Here is a 15469-nt window from a genome sequence, read left to right as displayed (position 1 = left end):
CCTCATTGTTGCCCAATATTTAGTATACAGTTGAAATGTATAGTTCAACTGTATATAATGAAATTATGAAGTTCAACTGTATAGTTGGAAATGCAGGAGGGAAGGGGGGCGCTGCATGAAGCATCCGCTGCTGCCGCTATCGGAAACGATGCATTATATTTTGCTCTCGCTTAAAGAGCCGCTTCACGGGTACGCGATTATGCAAACGGTCGAGCAGATAAGCGCGGGCACCGTCATCCTGGCGGCCGGAACGCTGTACGGGGCCGCGGAGAACTTGAGCAAGCACGGCTGGATCGAGCCGGTGCCGGGCGAGACGGGCCGCCGAAAAGTGTACCGGATTACGCAGGAAGGACAACGTATCCTGGAAATCGAGCGAAGAAGGATCGAGCATCTGCTATCACTTTATGAAACGAGGGATACTCATGAGAAAACGTAGATGGTTCATTAACTTGCTGAAAGAGGAGCAGTGGCTCAACGACCGACTGGCCGAAGGGTACGCTTGCCAGCGGGTCGGTCTGCTCGGCGGATATACCTTTGAACCTTCCAGCCGCAAGATGGTGATCCGTCTCGACTATCAGAATCGGATGAGCGCAGCGAAATACGAGGACTACAAGATAACCTACGAGGATTTCGGATGGACCCTTCTGAAGGGCAGCCGATGGGGGAGCGTGCAATATTGGCAAAAGCCTTCCGACGGACGCGACGAGATTTTCTCCGATGCCGGCTCGTTAGTAGCCTTCTATAAGCGACTGACCCAATATGCGGCGAGTACGGCATGTCTCTTCTTCATTTACGCCAACGTCGTGTTCAACGGCAATATTTTCACCGGATTGTTCAATATCAAAGCAAGCTATCTGACGGATGGCTTATGGGAGAGGGAGGGAGCTTCCTTTTGGCGCGCCTTTCTATTCGAGACCCCGTTCGCGATGCTTCGCTTCCTGCCGGCCTGGATTTTTGTGATCTGCTTCGTCACGTTCCTGTACAGTTATTATCAATATGACAAGCAGAAGAAGACCTACGCATGACGATAGCGAAGCACATCACTATACAACGTAAGGGGTACAGCGGAGTGTGACCGGCCCCTTCGTCAGAGCCCCTTTGAAAAAAGGTAGACGCACTTAAAAGATGATTCCTGAACCGGACAGGAATCATCTTTTTTCGTCATCGGCAAATATGCAATCATCTTCCGCGATCCGATTACCAGCCGCGCTAACCGGCGGAAGAGACCCCTTCGGCTGCCTTGCCGACTTTCTCCAAACGTCTCTCCGTAAGAAAGTATCCCAATGCAAGCAGCGGCAGCGCCGTTCCAATCCAGGAAGCGAGCCCCCAGCCCCCTTGTTCATATGCCCAGCCGCCCACGGACGATCCGATCGCGCCGCCCGTGAAGAACACGGACATGAACAGGCCGTTCAGGCGTCCTCTCGCTTCATTGCCCAAAGCATAAATCGAGCGCTGGCCGACGACCAGGTTGCCGGACACCGCCATGTCGAGCGTGAAGGCGGAGACGAAGAGCAAGATGAGCGCCGGCGTGGAATGACGGTCGAACAGATGAATCGCCAGGAAGGACAGGACCGCCACGACCATCGCGGTCACCGTCATTGCCTTGCTCCAGCCGCGGTCCGCCAGCCGTCCCGCGATCGGCGCGGCGATCGCGCCGCCGACGCCGACGAGCGCGAACCAGGCGATGCCTTGCTGGGACATGCCGAACCGGTCGGCCAGATGCAGCGGAACGACGGTCCAGAACAAGCTGAACGCCCCGAACAACGAAGCTTGATACAAGGCGCGGCGGCGCAGCACCGGCGTATGCCGCCATAGCGACCCCAAGGAGAGAATCAGCTTGCCGTAACGAACGGTCTTGGTCGGCTTGCGCGCCGGAAGCACGTAAGCGAGCAGTACGGTTAACAGCGCGATGACGACGGCAGATAGGATGAAGATGGCCCGCCAGCCCCATAAGCTGGCGACGAAGCTGGCTGCCGGCCGGGCAAGCATGATGCCGAGCAAGAGACCGCTCATGACGTTGCCGACGACGAGGCCGCGCTGTTCTTCCGCTGCCAAGGAGGCGGCTAGAGGGACGAGAATTTGCGCGACGACGGAACCGATGCCGATCAGGAGGGCGGCAAGGAGAAACAACGGCGCCGTGGTCGCGAAAGCGGCCGTTAGTAACGCAAGCGCCGCGACGAGCAGCATCCCGACCGAGAGCCGCCGATTCTCCACGATGTCGCTGACCGGCACGATGAACAGCAGGCCAATGACGTACCCGATCTGGGTTACGGTCACAATGAACCCGGTTGCGGTCGAAGAGAGGCCGATCGCGTCGCGAATCGGTCCTACCAGCGTCTGCGCGTAGTATAGATTGGCAGCGATCAGTCCGCACGCGGCCGCCAGCAGCAGCACCATCCATTTCGAAATGCGACGTTCTTGATTACCGGATTCTATGCGCATCCTAATCCACCTCCGCGGTATATACTGAACGCGGTGTTCAGTAATTATTTGTTCCAAATCATATACTGAACGTACCGTTTTGTAAATAGGCTTTTTTTCACCGCTTGTCTTTCGTATACTAAACGTATCGTTTTGAAGAAGCCTAGACGGAAACAACCAGGGAGGACTAGCTGTGCAGGCGAAAAGAGGACGGCCTCGCAATATGGATACGCACGACGCGATTCTGACCGCGTCTTATGATTTATTGCTCGAATGCGGATTTGACGCGGTCACCGTAGAGAAAATCGCCGAGCGGGCCAAGGTGAGCAAGGCGACGATTTATAAATGGTGGCCGAACAAGGCGGCGGTCGTTATGGACGGCTTCCTATTCGCGGCGACCGCGCGATTGCCCGTGCCGGACACGGGCTCGGTAAGAAGCGACATGCTTGCGCATGCGACCAATATGGCCCGCTTCACGCGAAGCCGGGAAGGCGTGGTTCTGCTGGAAATTATCGGGGAAGGTCAGGTCGACGCTTCCTTGGCGGAAGCGTTCCGAACCCGTTACATTCAACCGCGCCGGCTGGAGTTTCGAGGCATTCTAGAGAAGGGACAGCAGCGCGGGGAGCTGCCGGCAAGCCTCGACGCGGCCTTGATCACCGATATGATCTACGGCTCGATCTTCTACCGGCTGCTCGTATCCGGCGACCCGGTTGACGATGCGTATGTGGAGCAGCTGGTGCTGCATGTGCTTGAGGGGTTTCGGTCGGCGTCAACGTAATCATAGGAACAAAACGTTCGAGTATAAACCGATTACGGCCAAGGGACCCTAGTCGGTTTCTTTGTTCACCGTGTCGAGAACGTGCCGAAGCAGACCCTTGTGAAGAAAGTCGCCGATGGAAGCTATCATGATGGATAAGATCTCTTAGAATGGGGCAATCAACGATGCGGAAATATGCGGGCGAACGCCATGTTCGTACAGGTACGAATTAATGAACGGGCCAACTGCCGTTTTAGCCACTAAACTTCATATCCCCGCGCCAAGGACGAAGATTGTCTTCCGGCCGCGCCTGTTCGAACGTTTGAACGAGGGACTGGATCGCAAACTGACTCTTATTGCGGCTTCGGCCGGTTACGGCAAGACGACGCTGGTGAGCGAATGGGCAGCCGGTTGCCAACGGCCGCTGTCATGGTTGACCCTCGATGAAGGGGACAACGATTTCCCTCGTTTCTTGACTCATCTTATCGCGGCCTTGCAGAGGATCGCGGAGCATATTGGAGGAGGCGTTATTCGCGCGTTCTTATCTCCGCAGCCGCCATCTACCGAGTCGATGCTTACGATGCTGATCAATGAAATTTCGGCTCTCCCGCATCCATTCGTTCTGGTGCTTGACGATTATCATACGATCAGGGCCAAATCGGTAGAGGATAGCATTACCTTCCTGCTCGAGCATGCCCCGCCGCAGATGCACCTGGTCATCGCGACTCGCGAAGACCCGCAGCTTCCGCTGGGCCGGCTGCGCGCCCGGGGACACTTGACCGAGCTGCGCGTCGCGGACTTGTGCTTCACGCCCGGCGAAGCGGCCGAATTCCTCAACCAGGCGATGGGCTTAGGACTCGCGGCCAGCCAAATTACCATGCTGGAAGGCCGAACCGAAGGCTGGATCGCGGGGCTTCAGCTGGCGGCGCTCTCGATGCAAGGTCGTAAGGACATTCCCGCCTTTATTCAGGCCTTCGCCGGGGATAACCGGTATATCGTGGACTATCTGGTCGAAGAGGTCCTTCACCGACAATCCGAGCCTATGCGGCGTTTTCTGCTCCAAACCTCGATTCTTGACCGGCTGCATGGACCGCTGTGCGATGCCGTAACCGGGCAAGAGGGAGGAAGCGCGCGGCTCCATGCCTTGGAGCGGGGGAACTTCTTTATCGTCGCGCTGGATGATGCGCGGCATTGGTATCGCTATCACCATCTTTTTGCCGAGGTACTCTCCGCGCATTTGAAGGCAGACCAGCCTGAGCTGGCGGCCGCGCTGCATCGGCGCGCGAGCGCCTGGTTCGAGCAGCATGGCACGGCCGACGAAGCGATACGTCATGCGCTGGCCGCCGCGGATTTCGCGCGAGCGGCGGACCTGCTCGAGCTGGCGTGGCCGGCCATGCGCCAGGGGAAGCGGGGAGCGGCGATGTTAAGCTGGCTGAAGTCCATTCCGGACGAGCTGGTCCGCCGCAGACCCGTTCTCAGCGCCGCCTATGCGTGGGCGCTGCTGACTCGCGGCGAGCTCAAAGCCGCTCAAGACCGGCTGCTGGACGCCGAACGATGGCTGGCTTTGACGAAAGACCCGCTTGCGAGGCCAAGTGCCGCTTCAGGGGAAATGGTCATTGTCGACGAAGAGGAATTCCATTGTCTCCCCGGTACGATCGCCGGTTATCGCGCCGTGCTTGCCCAAGCGCAGGGCGATATTGCCGCCGCCATGAAATACGCCCGGCTTACGCTTGATCTCGCGCCTGCGGACGACTATCTTCGGCGGGGGGCGGCAACCGCTCTTCTGGGACTTGCCTCCTGGACGATCGGCGATCTCGAAACGGCGCACCAAACATTCGCCGATGGCATGGCTAGCGTTCAATTGGCCGGCAACGTCTACGACGCGATCGGAGGCATCGCCGCATTGGCCGACATCCGGATGGCGCAAGGCAGACTCCGCCAAACGATGCGAACCTATGAACGGGGGTTAGAGCTTGCGAAGGGGCAGGACAAGCTTGTCTGTCAGGCAGCGGCGGATATTTACGCGGGGATGAGCGAGCTTTATCGAGAGCATGACGAGCTGCAGCTCGCTATGGAACTCCTGTCGAGAAGCAAGGAAATGGGCGAAGGCAGGTACCGCTGGCTTATCGCCATGGCCCGCATGCGTGAGGCGCAAGGGGACCTGGACGGCGCGCTCAACCTGCTTGGCGAGGCAGAACGCGTATATAAAGGCGGTCTATTTCCGAATGTGCGTCCGTTGGCGGCGCTGAAGACACGGGTTCGCCTCGCGCAGGGCAATTTGGACGAGGCTCTCGATTGGGTGCGCGAGCGGCGTTTATCCGCCTGCGACGACCTTTCCTACCTGCGCGAATTCGAACATATCACCTTGGCCAGGGTGCTGTTAGCCCGGCATGAGCGTGATCGCGAGGATGGCGGCATATCGGAGGCTTTGGGACTTGCGGAGCGGCTCCTTTCGGCAGCCGAAGAAGGCGGGAGAACGGGAAGCGTCATCGAAATCCTGATCGTTCAGGCGTTGGCTCGGCATAGGCGAGGCGACGCCTCCGCTTCGCTTGCGCCGTTGCGGAAGGCTCTGACGCTGGCTGAGCCGGAGGGCTATGTTCGCATGTTTGCGGACGAAGGCCGACCTATGGCGGAACTGCTGGAAACAGCTGCCAAACAAGGAATTGCGCCAAGTTATGTCCGCCGGCTCCTGGCCGTCTTCGGCAAAGCGGAAGGTCATACGCCCGTCGCTAAGCCCATGATCACGGAGCAGCTGAGCGAACGAGAACGCGAAGTGCTTCGGCTGCTCGAAACCGACATGAGCGGTCCGGACATTGCCCGGCGACTGCATGTCTCCTTGAACACCTTGCGGACTCACACCAAGAACATCTACGACAAGCTTGGGGTCAACAACCGCCGATCGGCGGTTCGTCTGGCTCAAGAACTCGATCTGATCTAGCTGCCTCATATCGCTAGTCCCGGCCCCGGCAGGTTAATCAACCGTGCCGGGGCTATTTTCATTTCATCCAAACTCACGGCCTCCCAAAATGCCCGTTCTTCCCCTCGATCACCATCTAAATCACCACATGTGGTGATGCCTCTTCCCCGCTTGTTCGTGTATCTTCAGTTTAAAGGTAAGCCACCCCGAAACGAATGCATGCGGGAAGAAGGAGGAGACGCAAAATGAGAGAAGCACGCGTATCAACGGCATACGAAATTCGGGTCAAGGGACATGTCCATGACCGGTGGTCGGAAAGCTTCGAAGGCCTGAGCTTCGGCTACGAGAACGATGGAACAACGATTCTTGCCGGACCTGTGGCCGATCAGGCCGCCTTACATGGTCTGCTGAGGAAAGTTCGAGACCTCGGCCTGCCATTGATCTCGGTCATGCCGGCGGATGTCGGCGAAGAGATCGTAACGCATTCACGCAACAAAAATTACATCTAAACAAAGGAGCGCAAAACCATGATCACAACCTCGACTCTCGCCCGCGGGGCGGGATTAGCCGCCATATTGGCAGGCATCCTCTTCATCGGCATACAGGCGATTCATCCGCCTGAAACCCTTTCGTCCGTCTCGACTGACAGATGGGCAATCGTCCATTATTTAACCATCGTCATGGCGCTCTTCGGTCTGATCGGTATTACGGGCCTATACGCCATTCAAGTGAAGGAGGCCGGATGGCTTGGATTGGCCGGCTTTCTCTTCTTAAGCCTCTTTTGGATCGCGACGATAGCTTTTACATTCGTCGAAGCCTTTATCTTGCCGCTGCTTCCGGACGATGCGCCGGGATTCGTGGAGGGCTACTTGGGCATTTTCAGCGGAGGCGCCGGCGAGGCGAACCTCGGCGTTCTCCCGGCTGTTGCCCCGCTGGCAGGAGGATTGTACATTCTTGGCGGCCTGCTGTTCGGCGTTGCTGCGTATCGCGCCGGTATCTTGCCTCGCGGGGCAGCCGCTCTGCTAGCCTTTGCCACCGTGGCAACCCTCTCGTCTTCGCTGCTACCGCACCCGCTCGACCGATTGTTAGCGGTGCCGATGGGCTTGGCTTTGGTTTGGCTCGGTTATGCGCTTTGGTCGGGCCGGCGCGGGAAAATCCGTTCCCCTTACCCGGCAGGGGCCGCCCCCGGCTCTACGAACCGGAGCGCGTAATTAGCCAGCGGAGCTCGGGGCCGGGAAAGCAGTCGTGCGAGCGCAAAAAAGGCATGCATTCTGCCAAGGTGGCAGAGCACATGCCTTTTCGTTTACAGATGGGATTCGCCGGTCAGATAGTTGTGGAACGGATGATCGACCCAGAACTCGTAGGAAACGACGTTCGCGCTTGGATTCAGCTTCTTGAAGCCGGCGATGACGGCCGCCGAATCTTTGTTCAGCGAGAAGGATTGGGCATACACATAACCGTCGCCCAGCAGCTTGTTGTTCGTGATAACGTCGTAGTCGGCCAGCTTCGTATTGGAGTAGTAGAGCGGCTGCCACCAGGAGCCGCTGATCAGCCCTTGCGCATCCTCGCTGTTCTTCTTCGCATATTGCAAAATGACAGGTTGGAAGCGTGCCTTATCCGCCGCCGAATCGAATTCGAAGGCGATATCATATTCCTTGGCGGAGGCAATATAGTTGCCGTTATCGAGCTTCTTGTACTGGTAATCCTCCGACGGCTCCGGCTCGCCCCATTCGATGAGATGGACGAACGCCGACGTCTTCGGCTCGAACTGCACCTTCGCATGGATGCCTTCGCTGCGCAGCAGGCCGATCAGCTGAATCGCATGCTTGAGATCGGAATGCCCGTATGTAAGCGACAGCGCGTCCACGAAATTCGCGTCGTAGCGGCTGTCCTTCAGGTTATAACCGGTAACCAGTCCTTGCTGTAGGGCGCCGCTTGCGATCTCCTCGAGCTCGCCGCCCTTCAGAATATCGGACGTGCGGTATGCGTCGGTCAGCTTCGCATAGATATCGAAATCGGACGTCTCGCCCAGATAGTGCTTATATAAGCCTTTCGCTTCAAGCACGCGGCCGAGCAGCTTTGCTGCGAAAGCGGCGGAAGTTTTCGTTCCCGGGGCTAGCTGGTTGTAAGACGCTGCGTCGACGAGTCCCGTATCGATCGCGGCCGCGACTTCCTGAGCGGCAGAGAGGGAGCCGAACTGCGCGAGGCTTAGACTGGCGCGTTTCAACGAGGCGGCGGCTTTGTCTTTCGGATATGTGTAGGCAAGTTCCTTCAGGTCTGCGGCTTTGACCGCCAGGAATACGGCCTGCAGGGTAGTCAGCGCTTGATCGGCTGGAATGTCCGTCGTGCTGATAATTCCGCTCTTCTGAAGCGCGGCAATGGCTGAAGCGGCGCGGCTTGCACCGCTAGCGGCGGCCTCCTCGCTCTTCGCCGTCAGCTCAAGAGCGGTTGCAAGGGCAATACTGAATTCGCCGCGGGTGAGGTTCGAACCAAATTGGATGCCGAACTTGTCTTCTAGAAACAGGGCGTAATTCTCGGGAAGCGCGGCTTTCTGACTGGACGATTGCACGGATGCGGCTGTAGAAGAGGCCGGCTTGGCGGCAGCTTCGGCTGCCAGGGCTTGCGCGGGGAGCGCGGCAAGCAAGGATAACGAAAGAGCGGCGGCGAGCGCTTTTTTCGAACGAATGAACGGATGTACCATCGGACATGCCTCCTGAACGCGTATTATTCCGACTGAAAATATAGGAATTTATTGCTAGCATTCTATCATTGGCGAAAAATGGTGTCAACAGAAAATGATCATAACCAGGAGGGGGTTTCAGAACATAGGGAATTTTGTCAATATAGGGATATTGAACATTGGAGGGATTGCTTGTGAACGAGCATCTGCTTGGCGAGATTGTTCCCGGGGAGAGAATGGGGATTTTTGAGCTGGGGGTCCATATGGAAACAATGAGCCGAAGATGACTCAACGCCCGTCTTGAGATTTACTCGAACAAGCCGGTCGTCTCCAACGCGGAGCAGACCGGCTTTGGTTCGTTGCGTGTATGACGCTGGCAGTTTGTTTTTCATTCATCTGCCGAATACGTGACGAGCCGCCTTAGCGCCGTCCCGTCCTACGTTTTGTCTCTTGGGGTAAAGATTTGGATCGTGATGCCGAATCGGTCCGTTATGACGCCGAAAGCGGGGCTAAAGTATATTTCTTGCAAGGGCATCACCACTTGGCCGCCCTCCAGGAGAGCATCGAAGAAGCGGGCCGATGTTGCGGCATCGGGGGTTGTGATGCAGATCTGCAAGCGATCGCCGGTTGCATTCGGCTCGTCCGAGATCGAATCCGCCACGAATAATTCCGCCTCTCCGATCTTCAACACACTGTGCGCGACCCGATCTTTCGCGTGTACCGGCAGCGGGTGAGACGGATCCTCGGGTCCTTCTCCGTACGTCTGCAGGAAGACGACGCGGGCCTCCAGCGCGGATTCGTAAAATTGAATCGCTTCTCTAGCATTTCCGTTCAGCGTGATAAAAGGCGTAACTTGAAACGTCATGATTCAACAGCTCCTTCTCGATTCGTTGTGCTCGGACGACAATGCCGGGCTCGAGGTCTATTGTATTCGCTAATCGTGACAACTCTTGTCATAAACTATTAGAGTGGATACGGTTACCGCATATTTTTAAGAAAAAAATGAGATCCCGCTGTCATCCTGGATGACTTTCGGGATCCCTTTTTGTGCTTTGGGCGGTTGTTACCCTTTCACCGCCCCGGCCACAACGCCTTTGACAATATACTTCTGCAGCAGCATGAACACGACGATGGACGGGAGCACCGCCATGACCATGGCCGTCATCGCATACTGCCAATCCGACGTGTACTGCCCGACGAACGTGTAGGCGGCCAGCGTCAGCGTCTTCGTGGACGGGGAGCCGTTGACCATGAGCAGCGGCAGCAGGAAGTCGTTCCAGATCCACATGACATCGATGATGATGATCGTCGTCGTCACCGACTTGAGCAGCGGGAAGATGACGCTGAAGAATAGGCGGAAGCCGGAAGCGCCGTCAATCTTGGCGCTCTCGTCGATCTCCAGCGGAATGCCTTTGACGAAGCCATGGTAGATGAATACCGCCAGCGGCGCGCCGAAGCCCCAATACAGCAGGCCGAGCCCCCAAGTGCTCTCCGACAGATGTAGATCCTTGGCCAGCTGCAGCACGGTGAGCATGATCGACTGGAACGGAATGAGCATCGGCATGATGCAGAGCATGTAGATCAGGGCGCTGATCCGCGTCTTCGTACGGCCGAGCTTGTAGGCCGCGATCGACGAGACGAGGACGATGCCGGCCAGACCGAGCACGGTAATGATCGTATTGTTCAGGAACAGCCGCGGATAATCGATGAAATCCCACACGTACGCATAGTTCGCGAACGACAGCTTCTTAGGCAGGGCAATGACGTCGGTCATGACCTCCTGGAAGCTTTTGAACGCATTGATGATCGTCAGCAAGAGCGGATAAATAAAGACGAGCGACAGGAGGACCATGAAGACCTCGAGCAGGAGACGTCCGGTTCTATTGGGCTTCATTAGGCTTCAACCTCCCTGCGTTTGAAGATGGTTAATTGGACGATCGTAATGAGCAGCACCGCCACGAACAGGATGAGTGCTTTGGCCGTGCCGTAGCCGTACAGATTGTTCTGGAACGTGTCGCGGTAGATGTCGTAGGCGACGCTGTACGTCGTGCCGCCCGGTCCGCCGCCGGTCAGCGACAGGATGACGTCGAAGATCTTGATCGAGTTCGTCAAGGCCATGAACACCGAGATCGTGATCGACGGGGCGAGCAGCGGCAGCGTGATGCTGAAGAACCGCCGGATCGGGCCTGCGCCGTCCATGACCGCCGCTTCCTTCAAGTCGTCGGGCACGGATTGGAGACCCGCGATGTAGATGACCATATAGAAGCCGATCGACTGCCAGATGGATACGCCGAGGATGGAGACGAAGGCAAGTCCCGGCTCCCCCAGCCAGCTGAGGTCGAAAATGCCCCATCCGGTGCTGGCGCCGAGCGACTCGAAGCCCTGCATAAAGATGAATTTCCAGATGAAGCCGACGATGACGAGGCTCAGAATATACGGCGTGAAGAACGCCATCCGCAGCCATGTCGACGATTTCAGCTTCATATCGAGCACGAGCGCGAGCAGAATCGCCAGCACGTTGACGAGCACGATGTACAGCACCGCGTATTTGACGGTGAACCAGGCCGCGTGGGCGAAGTTCGCGTCGTGCAGAAAAATTTGCTTGAAATTGTCCAGGCCGACGAATTTCGGGTGCTTGGAAATCCCGTTCCACTTGGTGAGCGAGTAACGTACCGTCATGGCGAACGGGATGTAGAACGCGATCGCCACGCATATAAGCACGGGCAGCGTAAAGATGCCGAATTCGAGCTTGTCGCCCCATTTTCTACTTAGATTGCGCATAGAGCACCTCTTTTTTTTGTCTTTGCTTCGGGATGGTTTTCGCTATAATGGATTATAAATTAGGGGGCCGGGCACGCAGAATGGAGGAAAGGGGACTGTTAAGGGTAAAAAGGTGAACTGTGCAGACCGGGGAACGAAAAGGGGCGAAACGAGTGATCGACCGCATCAAAAGAGCCATGACAGCTGTTGTCGACCGCGCGACACGTCGACTCGTCAACAAGCTGATTCTGCTGTTTACGAGCATCATTATTCTTGTCGTCGGGTCGTTGACTGTAATTTCCTACCAGATGAGCCAGCGGGAGTCGGTCGCAAGCAGCATCGCCAGCACGACGAACAATTTGGCGCTCGTCAACAAAAACATCGAAGGATATCTCGCCGGAATGGAAGCGCTGTCTCAGCCGCAGCTACGCTATGACGAGATTGTGCACGCGATCAAGAACGAAGCGGAGGACTATGCGTCGCGCCAATATTTGGAGAACTATCTTCGCGATCTGTTCTTCTCCCGGAACGATCTGGAGGCGATCTATCTCTATCTCGTAGAGGAAGGCAAATACTATACGATCTACCGGGAGACCTATACGATATCGAGCGGGACTGGAACGGATGCGTCGATTACGGGGCAGCACTGGTACAAGCAAATGATGGCGAGCAAGCAGAATCGCGCGTATCAATCGTTCGTGCTGCCCGGCGAGACGACCGGTTATGACGTGAATCCAGCTAAGGTGTTCATGGCGTTCCACAAAGTGCTGCGCTCGATCGCCAGCCGCGAGCCGCAGGCGGTGCTGTCGTTCTACTTCAACGACAAGGCGATCGAGGAGACGATGCGGGACGTGCCGCTTAGCGAGGGCGAGCATATAATGCTGCTCGATCCTGCGCGAACGCCTTTCTACGTCGACGACGTCTCGTTCTATCGGCAGGCTCGCGAGGAAGGGCTGACGATCCGGCTGCTCGGCAGCGGCAATGGCAATGGCCAGTACGATTGGGACGGGACGGGCGACGCATATATGGTCGTTCACCATGCAGGGCAAGTGGAGGGGTGGTCGCTGGTCAAGCCGATTCCTTACCGCGAAATCTATGCGGCGGCGAACGCTACACGCAACGTCAGCTATATGATCGGACTTATTTTCCTCGTCATTGCCGTCATTCTCGTCGCGTTGACCGCGAATGCCATTACGCTGCCGCTGAAGAAACTGTCCGTGCAGATGCGCAAATTCAGCGAGGGCACGTTCGACGCGGCCGCGCAGGTGAAGGGCCGGGACGAGATCGCGTTCCTGACCCGGCGTTTCAATCAGATGGTCGTACGGACGAACGAGCTGATCAACGAACGGTTCCGGATGAAGCTGGTGGAGAAGAACGCGATGCTCAAGGCGCTCGAAGCGGAGATCAATCCTCATTTTCTCTATAATGCGCTGCAGGCGATCTCGACCAAGGCGCTGAAGCAGGGGACGGACGAGGTGGCGGATATGGTCGACGCGCTCGCGATGACGCTTCGGTATTGCATCAGCGGCAAAGATATCGTGCTCGCCCAAGAGGAGCTGCGGCATATGGAACGGTATCTCTCGCTGCAGAAAGCGCGATTCGGCAGCCGGCTGCTCATCGCGACGGAATGGGATTCGCGACTAACGGAATTGCGGATGCCGAAGCTGTCGCTGCAGACGCTCGTGGAGAACGCGATCAAGCACGGCGTCGAACGGGTATCTCGTCCCGTCTCCGTCGTCATCCGCGCGGAGCTTGCGGACGATCACGCCGTCATTGTCGTGGAAGACGACGGACCCGGCATTACGCCAGAGCGGCTGGAGGAGGTTCAGCGGCTGCTGGCCGCCGATTGGGACGAGCGGGAGAGCGAGAGCATCGGCCTGCACAATTTGCATATGCGCTTGAAGCTGCTGTATGGCGAGGCGGCGAAACTTGCGATCGAAGCAGGCGAGAGCGGCGCTCGCATGACGATGACGCTGCCGCGAGGAGGAGGATAACGAGATGTACACGGTCTTGATCATAGACGACGAAGAGCATGTGCGCGAAGCGATCCGGATTCTCGGGGACTGGGAGGGCTTGGGCGTCTTGCAAATTGTAGAGGCAGCGGACGGCCGAAGCGCGCTGGACATGATTGCGGCGCGCAAGCCGGACGTGGTCATGGTGGATATGAAGATGCCGGAAATGAACGGAGTCGAGTTTCTGCGGCAGGCGGAGCGGGATCATCCGGATCTGCTGACGATCGTCATCAGCGGCTACGACGATTTCGAGTTTACGCGGCAGGCCATTCGCTCGAAGGTCGCCGATTATTTGCTGAAGCCGGTCAATCGCGCGGATCTCAATCAGGCGCTGCGCAAGGCGGTTCAGGTACTCGAAGCAAGGCGCGAGCGCCAGAGCGAGCTGATTAACCGCAACATTACGCTCAATATGTCGCTGCCCAAGCTGAAGGAGAAGCTGTATCTCTCGATCTTCGAGCGCAGCTTCAATCGGCAGTCGAACGAGGCGTTCCTGCCGCTCATCGGCGCGGACAAGACGAATGGACGCCAAATGGCCGCGGTGCTTCGGGTGATGAATTTCGACGATATCTGCGCCAGACGATTCAACCAAGAGAACGCGCTGCTGCAGTTCGCCGTCGCCAATGTACTGAGCGACGTGGGCGGCAAGCGGCTGCAGGCGTTCAGCTTCGCCGATCCGAAGCTCGCCCGCGAGATCATCGTCGTCTATTCCGCGGACGGCGGCTATGCGGACGAGCTGGCTTTCACGGCGGGCATTCTGGTGAAGCAAGCCGTCGCCACGCTGGCCGATCTATTCGGGATGCAGGTCGCGTTCGGGCTTGGCACGCCTTGTCCGGACGTACTGGAGCTAGCGGGTTCCTACGAGGAGGCGAAGTCCGCGCTGAAGCGGATCAATCTGCTGAAGCCCGGCACCGCTGCGGAGGCTGGCGGCATATCTGCAGGCAGAGAATCCCGAGGCACGACGCTGGGACTTGCGGGCAGGATGGGCCAATTCCGGAGCGCCCTGGAGGCGGGCAACCTGCTGCAGGCACGCAGCGTGCTGGCCGATTATCTCGGGCAGCTAAGACAATCGGGCTCGTTCAGCTTGGCCGAAGCGGATGTGCGGCTTCGCGAGTTCCAGGTGCTGCTTGGCGATCTGGCCGCCGAGCTGGGCGCGGGGACGGAGCTGCTGCCCGGCGCGGGAACCGGCGGCCAGACCGAACGGGGCGGAGGACCGGACTTCGCGGACTTCGCGCAATTCGAGGCGGCGATGGCCGCGATGCTTCAGCAGTACGGGGAGCGCATCTTGGAGAGCGCGGCCGGCAGCCGGCCTTTTCAGATTACGGACGTGCGGGACTATATCGATCGTTATTACTTCGAAGATATCAAGATTTCCATGTTCACGGAGAAGTATTACCTGAGCCGCGAATACCTCATGAAGCTGTTCAAGCAGCAGTACGGGGTCGGCATACATGAATATATGCAGAAGGTACGGATGGACAAGGCGAAGGAGCTGCTGGGCGATCCCGGCTTGAAGATTCAGGAGATTGCCGACATGCTGGGGTACAAGGACAAGAACTATTTCAGCAAAGCGTTCCGCAATTATTACGGGCTCTCGCCGTCCGATTACCGGGCCGCTCCTGGCGATGGCTAGACCGAAGGTAATGCTGTTAGATTAAGGGGAAACGTCCGTTAACCCCCCATTGAAGCTTTGTCCGACAGGACAAAAGCGTGCCTCGATCGAGCCTACCCGCCGACCACGAACAAACGTGCAAGCACGAAAAGGGGAGTCCAGAGGGCAAAGTCCTCTGGTTCCCCTCGGCGGAGGGCAATGCTGTTAGGTTAAGGAAAAAACGACCGGTGAAGCCATAATGTCTTAGGATGGCCTTCAAGACCCACTGAAGCTTTGTCCGACAGGACAAAAGCGTGCCCTGCTCAAGTCAAAC

General features: G+C 57.5%; 13 protein-coding genes. 8 read left to right on the top strand and 5 right to left on the bottom strand.

Features of this window, described 5'->3' with window-relative positions:
- The first annotated feature begins 115 nt into the window (after nt 1-115).
- Together ACFFSY_RS14150 and ACFFSY_RS14145 are read left to right on the top strand one after the other, a co-directional pair.
- A complete protein-coding gene (locus ACFFSY_RS14150; RefSeq protein ID WP_377494997.1) occupies nt 116-436 on the top strand; it encodes a PadR family transcriptional regulator in 321 nt (106 codons plus the stop codon).
- Nucleotides 423-1025 (top strand): DUF2812 domain-containing protein, encoded by a 603-nt coding sequence (locus ACFFSY_RS14145; protein ID WP_377494995.1) that lies wholly within the window; start codon nt 423-425, stop codon nt 1023-1025. The genes ACFFSY_RS14150 and ACFFSY_RS14145 overlap by 14 nt, the downstream gene beginning before the upstream one ends.
- Nucleotides 1026-1209: 184 nt before the next feature.
- Here ACFFSY_RS14145 and ACFFSY_RS14140 read toward each other — a convergent pair whose 3' ends face one another.
- Nucleotides 1210-2442: an MFS transporter gene (locus ACFFSY_RS14140; RefSeq protein ID WP_377494993.1), complete on the bottom strand. Its 1233-nt coding sequence runs from the start codon at nt 2440-2442 to the stop codon at nt 1210-1212.
- Between the two features lie 172 nt (nt 2443-2614).
- Between ACFFSY_RS14140 and ACFFSY_RS14135 the strand changes: the two genes are divergently transcribed.
- From ACFFSY_RS14135 to ACFFSY_RS14120, 4 genes are all read left to right on the top strand, one after another.
- A complete protein-coding gene (locus ACFFSY_RS14135; protein ID WP_377494991.1) occupies nt 2615-3199 on the top strand; it encodes a TetR/AcrR family transcriptional regulator in 585 nt (194 codons plus the stop codon).
- 211 nt (nt 3200-3410) lie between these two features.
- Entirely contained in the window at nt 3411-6116 is a 2706-nt protein-coding gene (locus tag ACFFSY_RS14130) for a winged helix-turn-helix domain-containing protein (RefSeq protein ID WP_377494989.1), read from the top strand.
- Nucleotides 6117-6340: 224 nt separating this feature from the next.
- A complete protein-coding gene (locus ACFFSY_RS14125) occupies nt 6341-6604 on the top strand; it encodes a DUF8691 family protein (RefSeq protein ID WP_377494987.1) in 264 nt (87 codons plus the stop codon).
- Between the two features lie 18 nt (nt 6605-6622).
- Complete coding sequence (locus ACFFSY_RS14120) at nt 6623-7306, top strand: hypothetical protein (RefSeq protein ID WP_377494985.1); 684 nt, start codon at nt 6623-6625, stop codon at nt 7304-7306.
- Between the two features lie 92 nt (nt 7307-7398).
- On the opposite strand, the gene ACFFSY_RS14115 is transcribed toward ACFFSY_RS14120, so the two are convergent.
- From ACFFSY_RS14115 to ACFFSY_RS14100, 4 genes are all read right to left on the bottom strand, one after another.
- Nucleotides 7399-8796: a hypothetical protein gene (locus ACFFSY_RS14115; protein ID WP_377494983.1), complete on the bottom strand. Its 1398-nt coding sequence runs from the start codon at nt 8794-8796 to the stop codon at nt 7399-7401.
- Nucleotides 8797-9211: 415 nt separating this feature from the next.
- Complete coding sequence (locus ACFFSY_RS14110) at nt 9212-9640, bottom strand: VOC family protein (protein WP_377494981.1); 429 nt, start codon at nt 9638-9640, stop codon at nt 9212-9214.
- Between the two features lie 198 nt (nt 9641-9838).
- The gene (locus tag ACFFSY_RS14105; protein ID WP_377494979.1) at nt 9839-10669 is read right to left on the bottom strand and encodes a carbohydrate ABC transporter permease; all 831 of its coding nucleotides are present in this window, start codon (nt 10667-10669) and stop codon (nt 9839-9841) included.
- Nucleotides 10669-11556 carry a carbohydrate ABC transporter permease gene (locus ACFFSY_RS14100; protein ID WP_377494977.1) on the bottom strand — a complete coding sequence of 296 codons (888 nt, stop codon included), beginning with the start codon at nt 11554-11556 and terminating at the stop codon, nt 10669-10671. The genes ACFFSY_RS14105 and ACFFSY_RS14100 overlap by 1 nt, the downstream gene beginning before the upstream one ends.
- Before the next feature lie 152 nt (nt 11557-11708).
- On the opposite strand from ACFFSY_RS14100, the gene ACFFSY_RS14095 reads away from it, so the two are divergent.
- The gene (locus tag ACFFSY_RS14095; RefSeq protein ID WP_377494975.1) at nt 11709-13529 is read left to right on the top strand and encodes a cache domain-containing sensor histidine kinase; all 1821 of its coding nucleotides are present in this window, start codon (nt 11709-11711) and stop codon (nt 13527-13529) included.
- A gap of 4 nt (nt 13530-13533) precedes the next feature.
- Nucleotides 13534-15177, top strand: coding sequence for a response regulator (locus ACFFSY_RS14090; protein WP_377494973.1), 1644 nt, complete (start codon nt 13534-13536; stop codon nt 15175-15177).
- The last annotated feature ends 292 nt before the right edge of the window (nt 15178-15469 follow it).

It is taken from the genome of Paenibacillus aurantiacus, assembly GCF_042431225.1.
In the GTDB taxonomy this organism is placed as follows: domain Bacteria; phylum Bacillota; class Bacilli; order Paenibacillales; family Paenibacillaceae; genus Paenibacillus_Z; species Paenibacillus_Z aurantiacus.
The sequence above is the reverse complement of the archived record's forward strand: the minus strand, read 5'-3'. Positions and strand labels throughout refer to the sequence as shown.

What these genes read in the sequence shown, in the direction of transcription:
- ACFFSY_RS14100 (WP_377494977.1), bottom strand. Translation starts at nt 11,556, where the DNA reads ATGCGCAATCTAAGTAGAAAATGGGGCGACAAGCTCGAATTCGGCATC.
- ACFFSY_RS14140 (WP_377494993.1), bottom strand. Translation starts at nt 2,442, where the DNA reads ATGCGCATAGAATCCGGTAATCAAGAACGTCGCATTTCGAAATGGATG.
- ACFFSY_RS14145 (WP_377494995.1), top strand. Translation starts at nt 423, where the DNA reads ATGAGAAAACGTAGATGGTTCATTAACTTGCTGAAAGAGGAGCAGTGG.
- ACFFSY_RS14150 (WP_377494997.1), top strand. Translation starts at nt 116, where the DNA reads ATGAAGCATCCGCTGCTGCCGCTATCGGAAACGATGCATTATATTTTG.
- ACFFSY_RS14090 (WP_377494973.1), top strand. Translation starts at nt 13,534, where the DNA reads ATGTACACGGTCTTGATCATAGACGACGAAGAGCATGTGCGCGAAGCG.
- ACFFSY_RS14115 (WP_377494983.1), bottom strand. Translation starts at nt 8,796, where the DNA reads ATGGTACATCCGTTCATTCGTTCGAAAAAAGCGCTCGCCGCCGCTCTT.
- ACFFSY_RS14120 (WP_377494985.1), top strand. Translation starts at nt 6,623, where the DNA reads ATGATCACAACCTCGACTCTCGCCCGCGGGGCGGGATTAGCCGCCATA.
- ACFFSY_RS14130 (WP_377494989.1), top strand. Translation starts at nt 3,411, where the DNA reads ATGAACGGGCCAACTGCCGTTTTAGCCACTAAACTTCATATCCCCGCG.
- ACFFSY_RS14105 (WP_377494979.1), bottom strand. Translation starts at nt 10,669, where the DNA reads ATGAAGCCCAATAGAACCGGACGTCTCCTGCTCGAGGTCTTCATGGTC.
- ACFFSY_RS14110 (WP_377494981.1), bottom strand. Translation starts at nt 9,640, where the DNA reads ATGACGTTTCAAGTTACGCCTTTTATCACGCTGAACGGAAATGCTAGA.
- ACFFSY_RS14125 (WP_377494987.1), top strand. Translation starts at nt 6,341, where the DNA reads ATGAGAGAAGCACGCGTATCAACGGCATACGAAATTCGGGTCAAGGGA.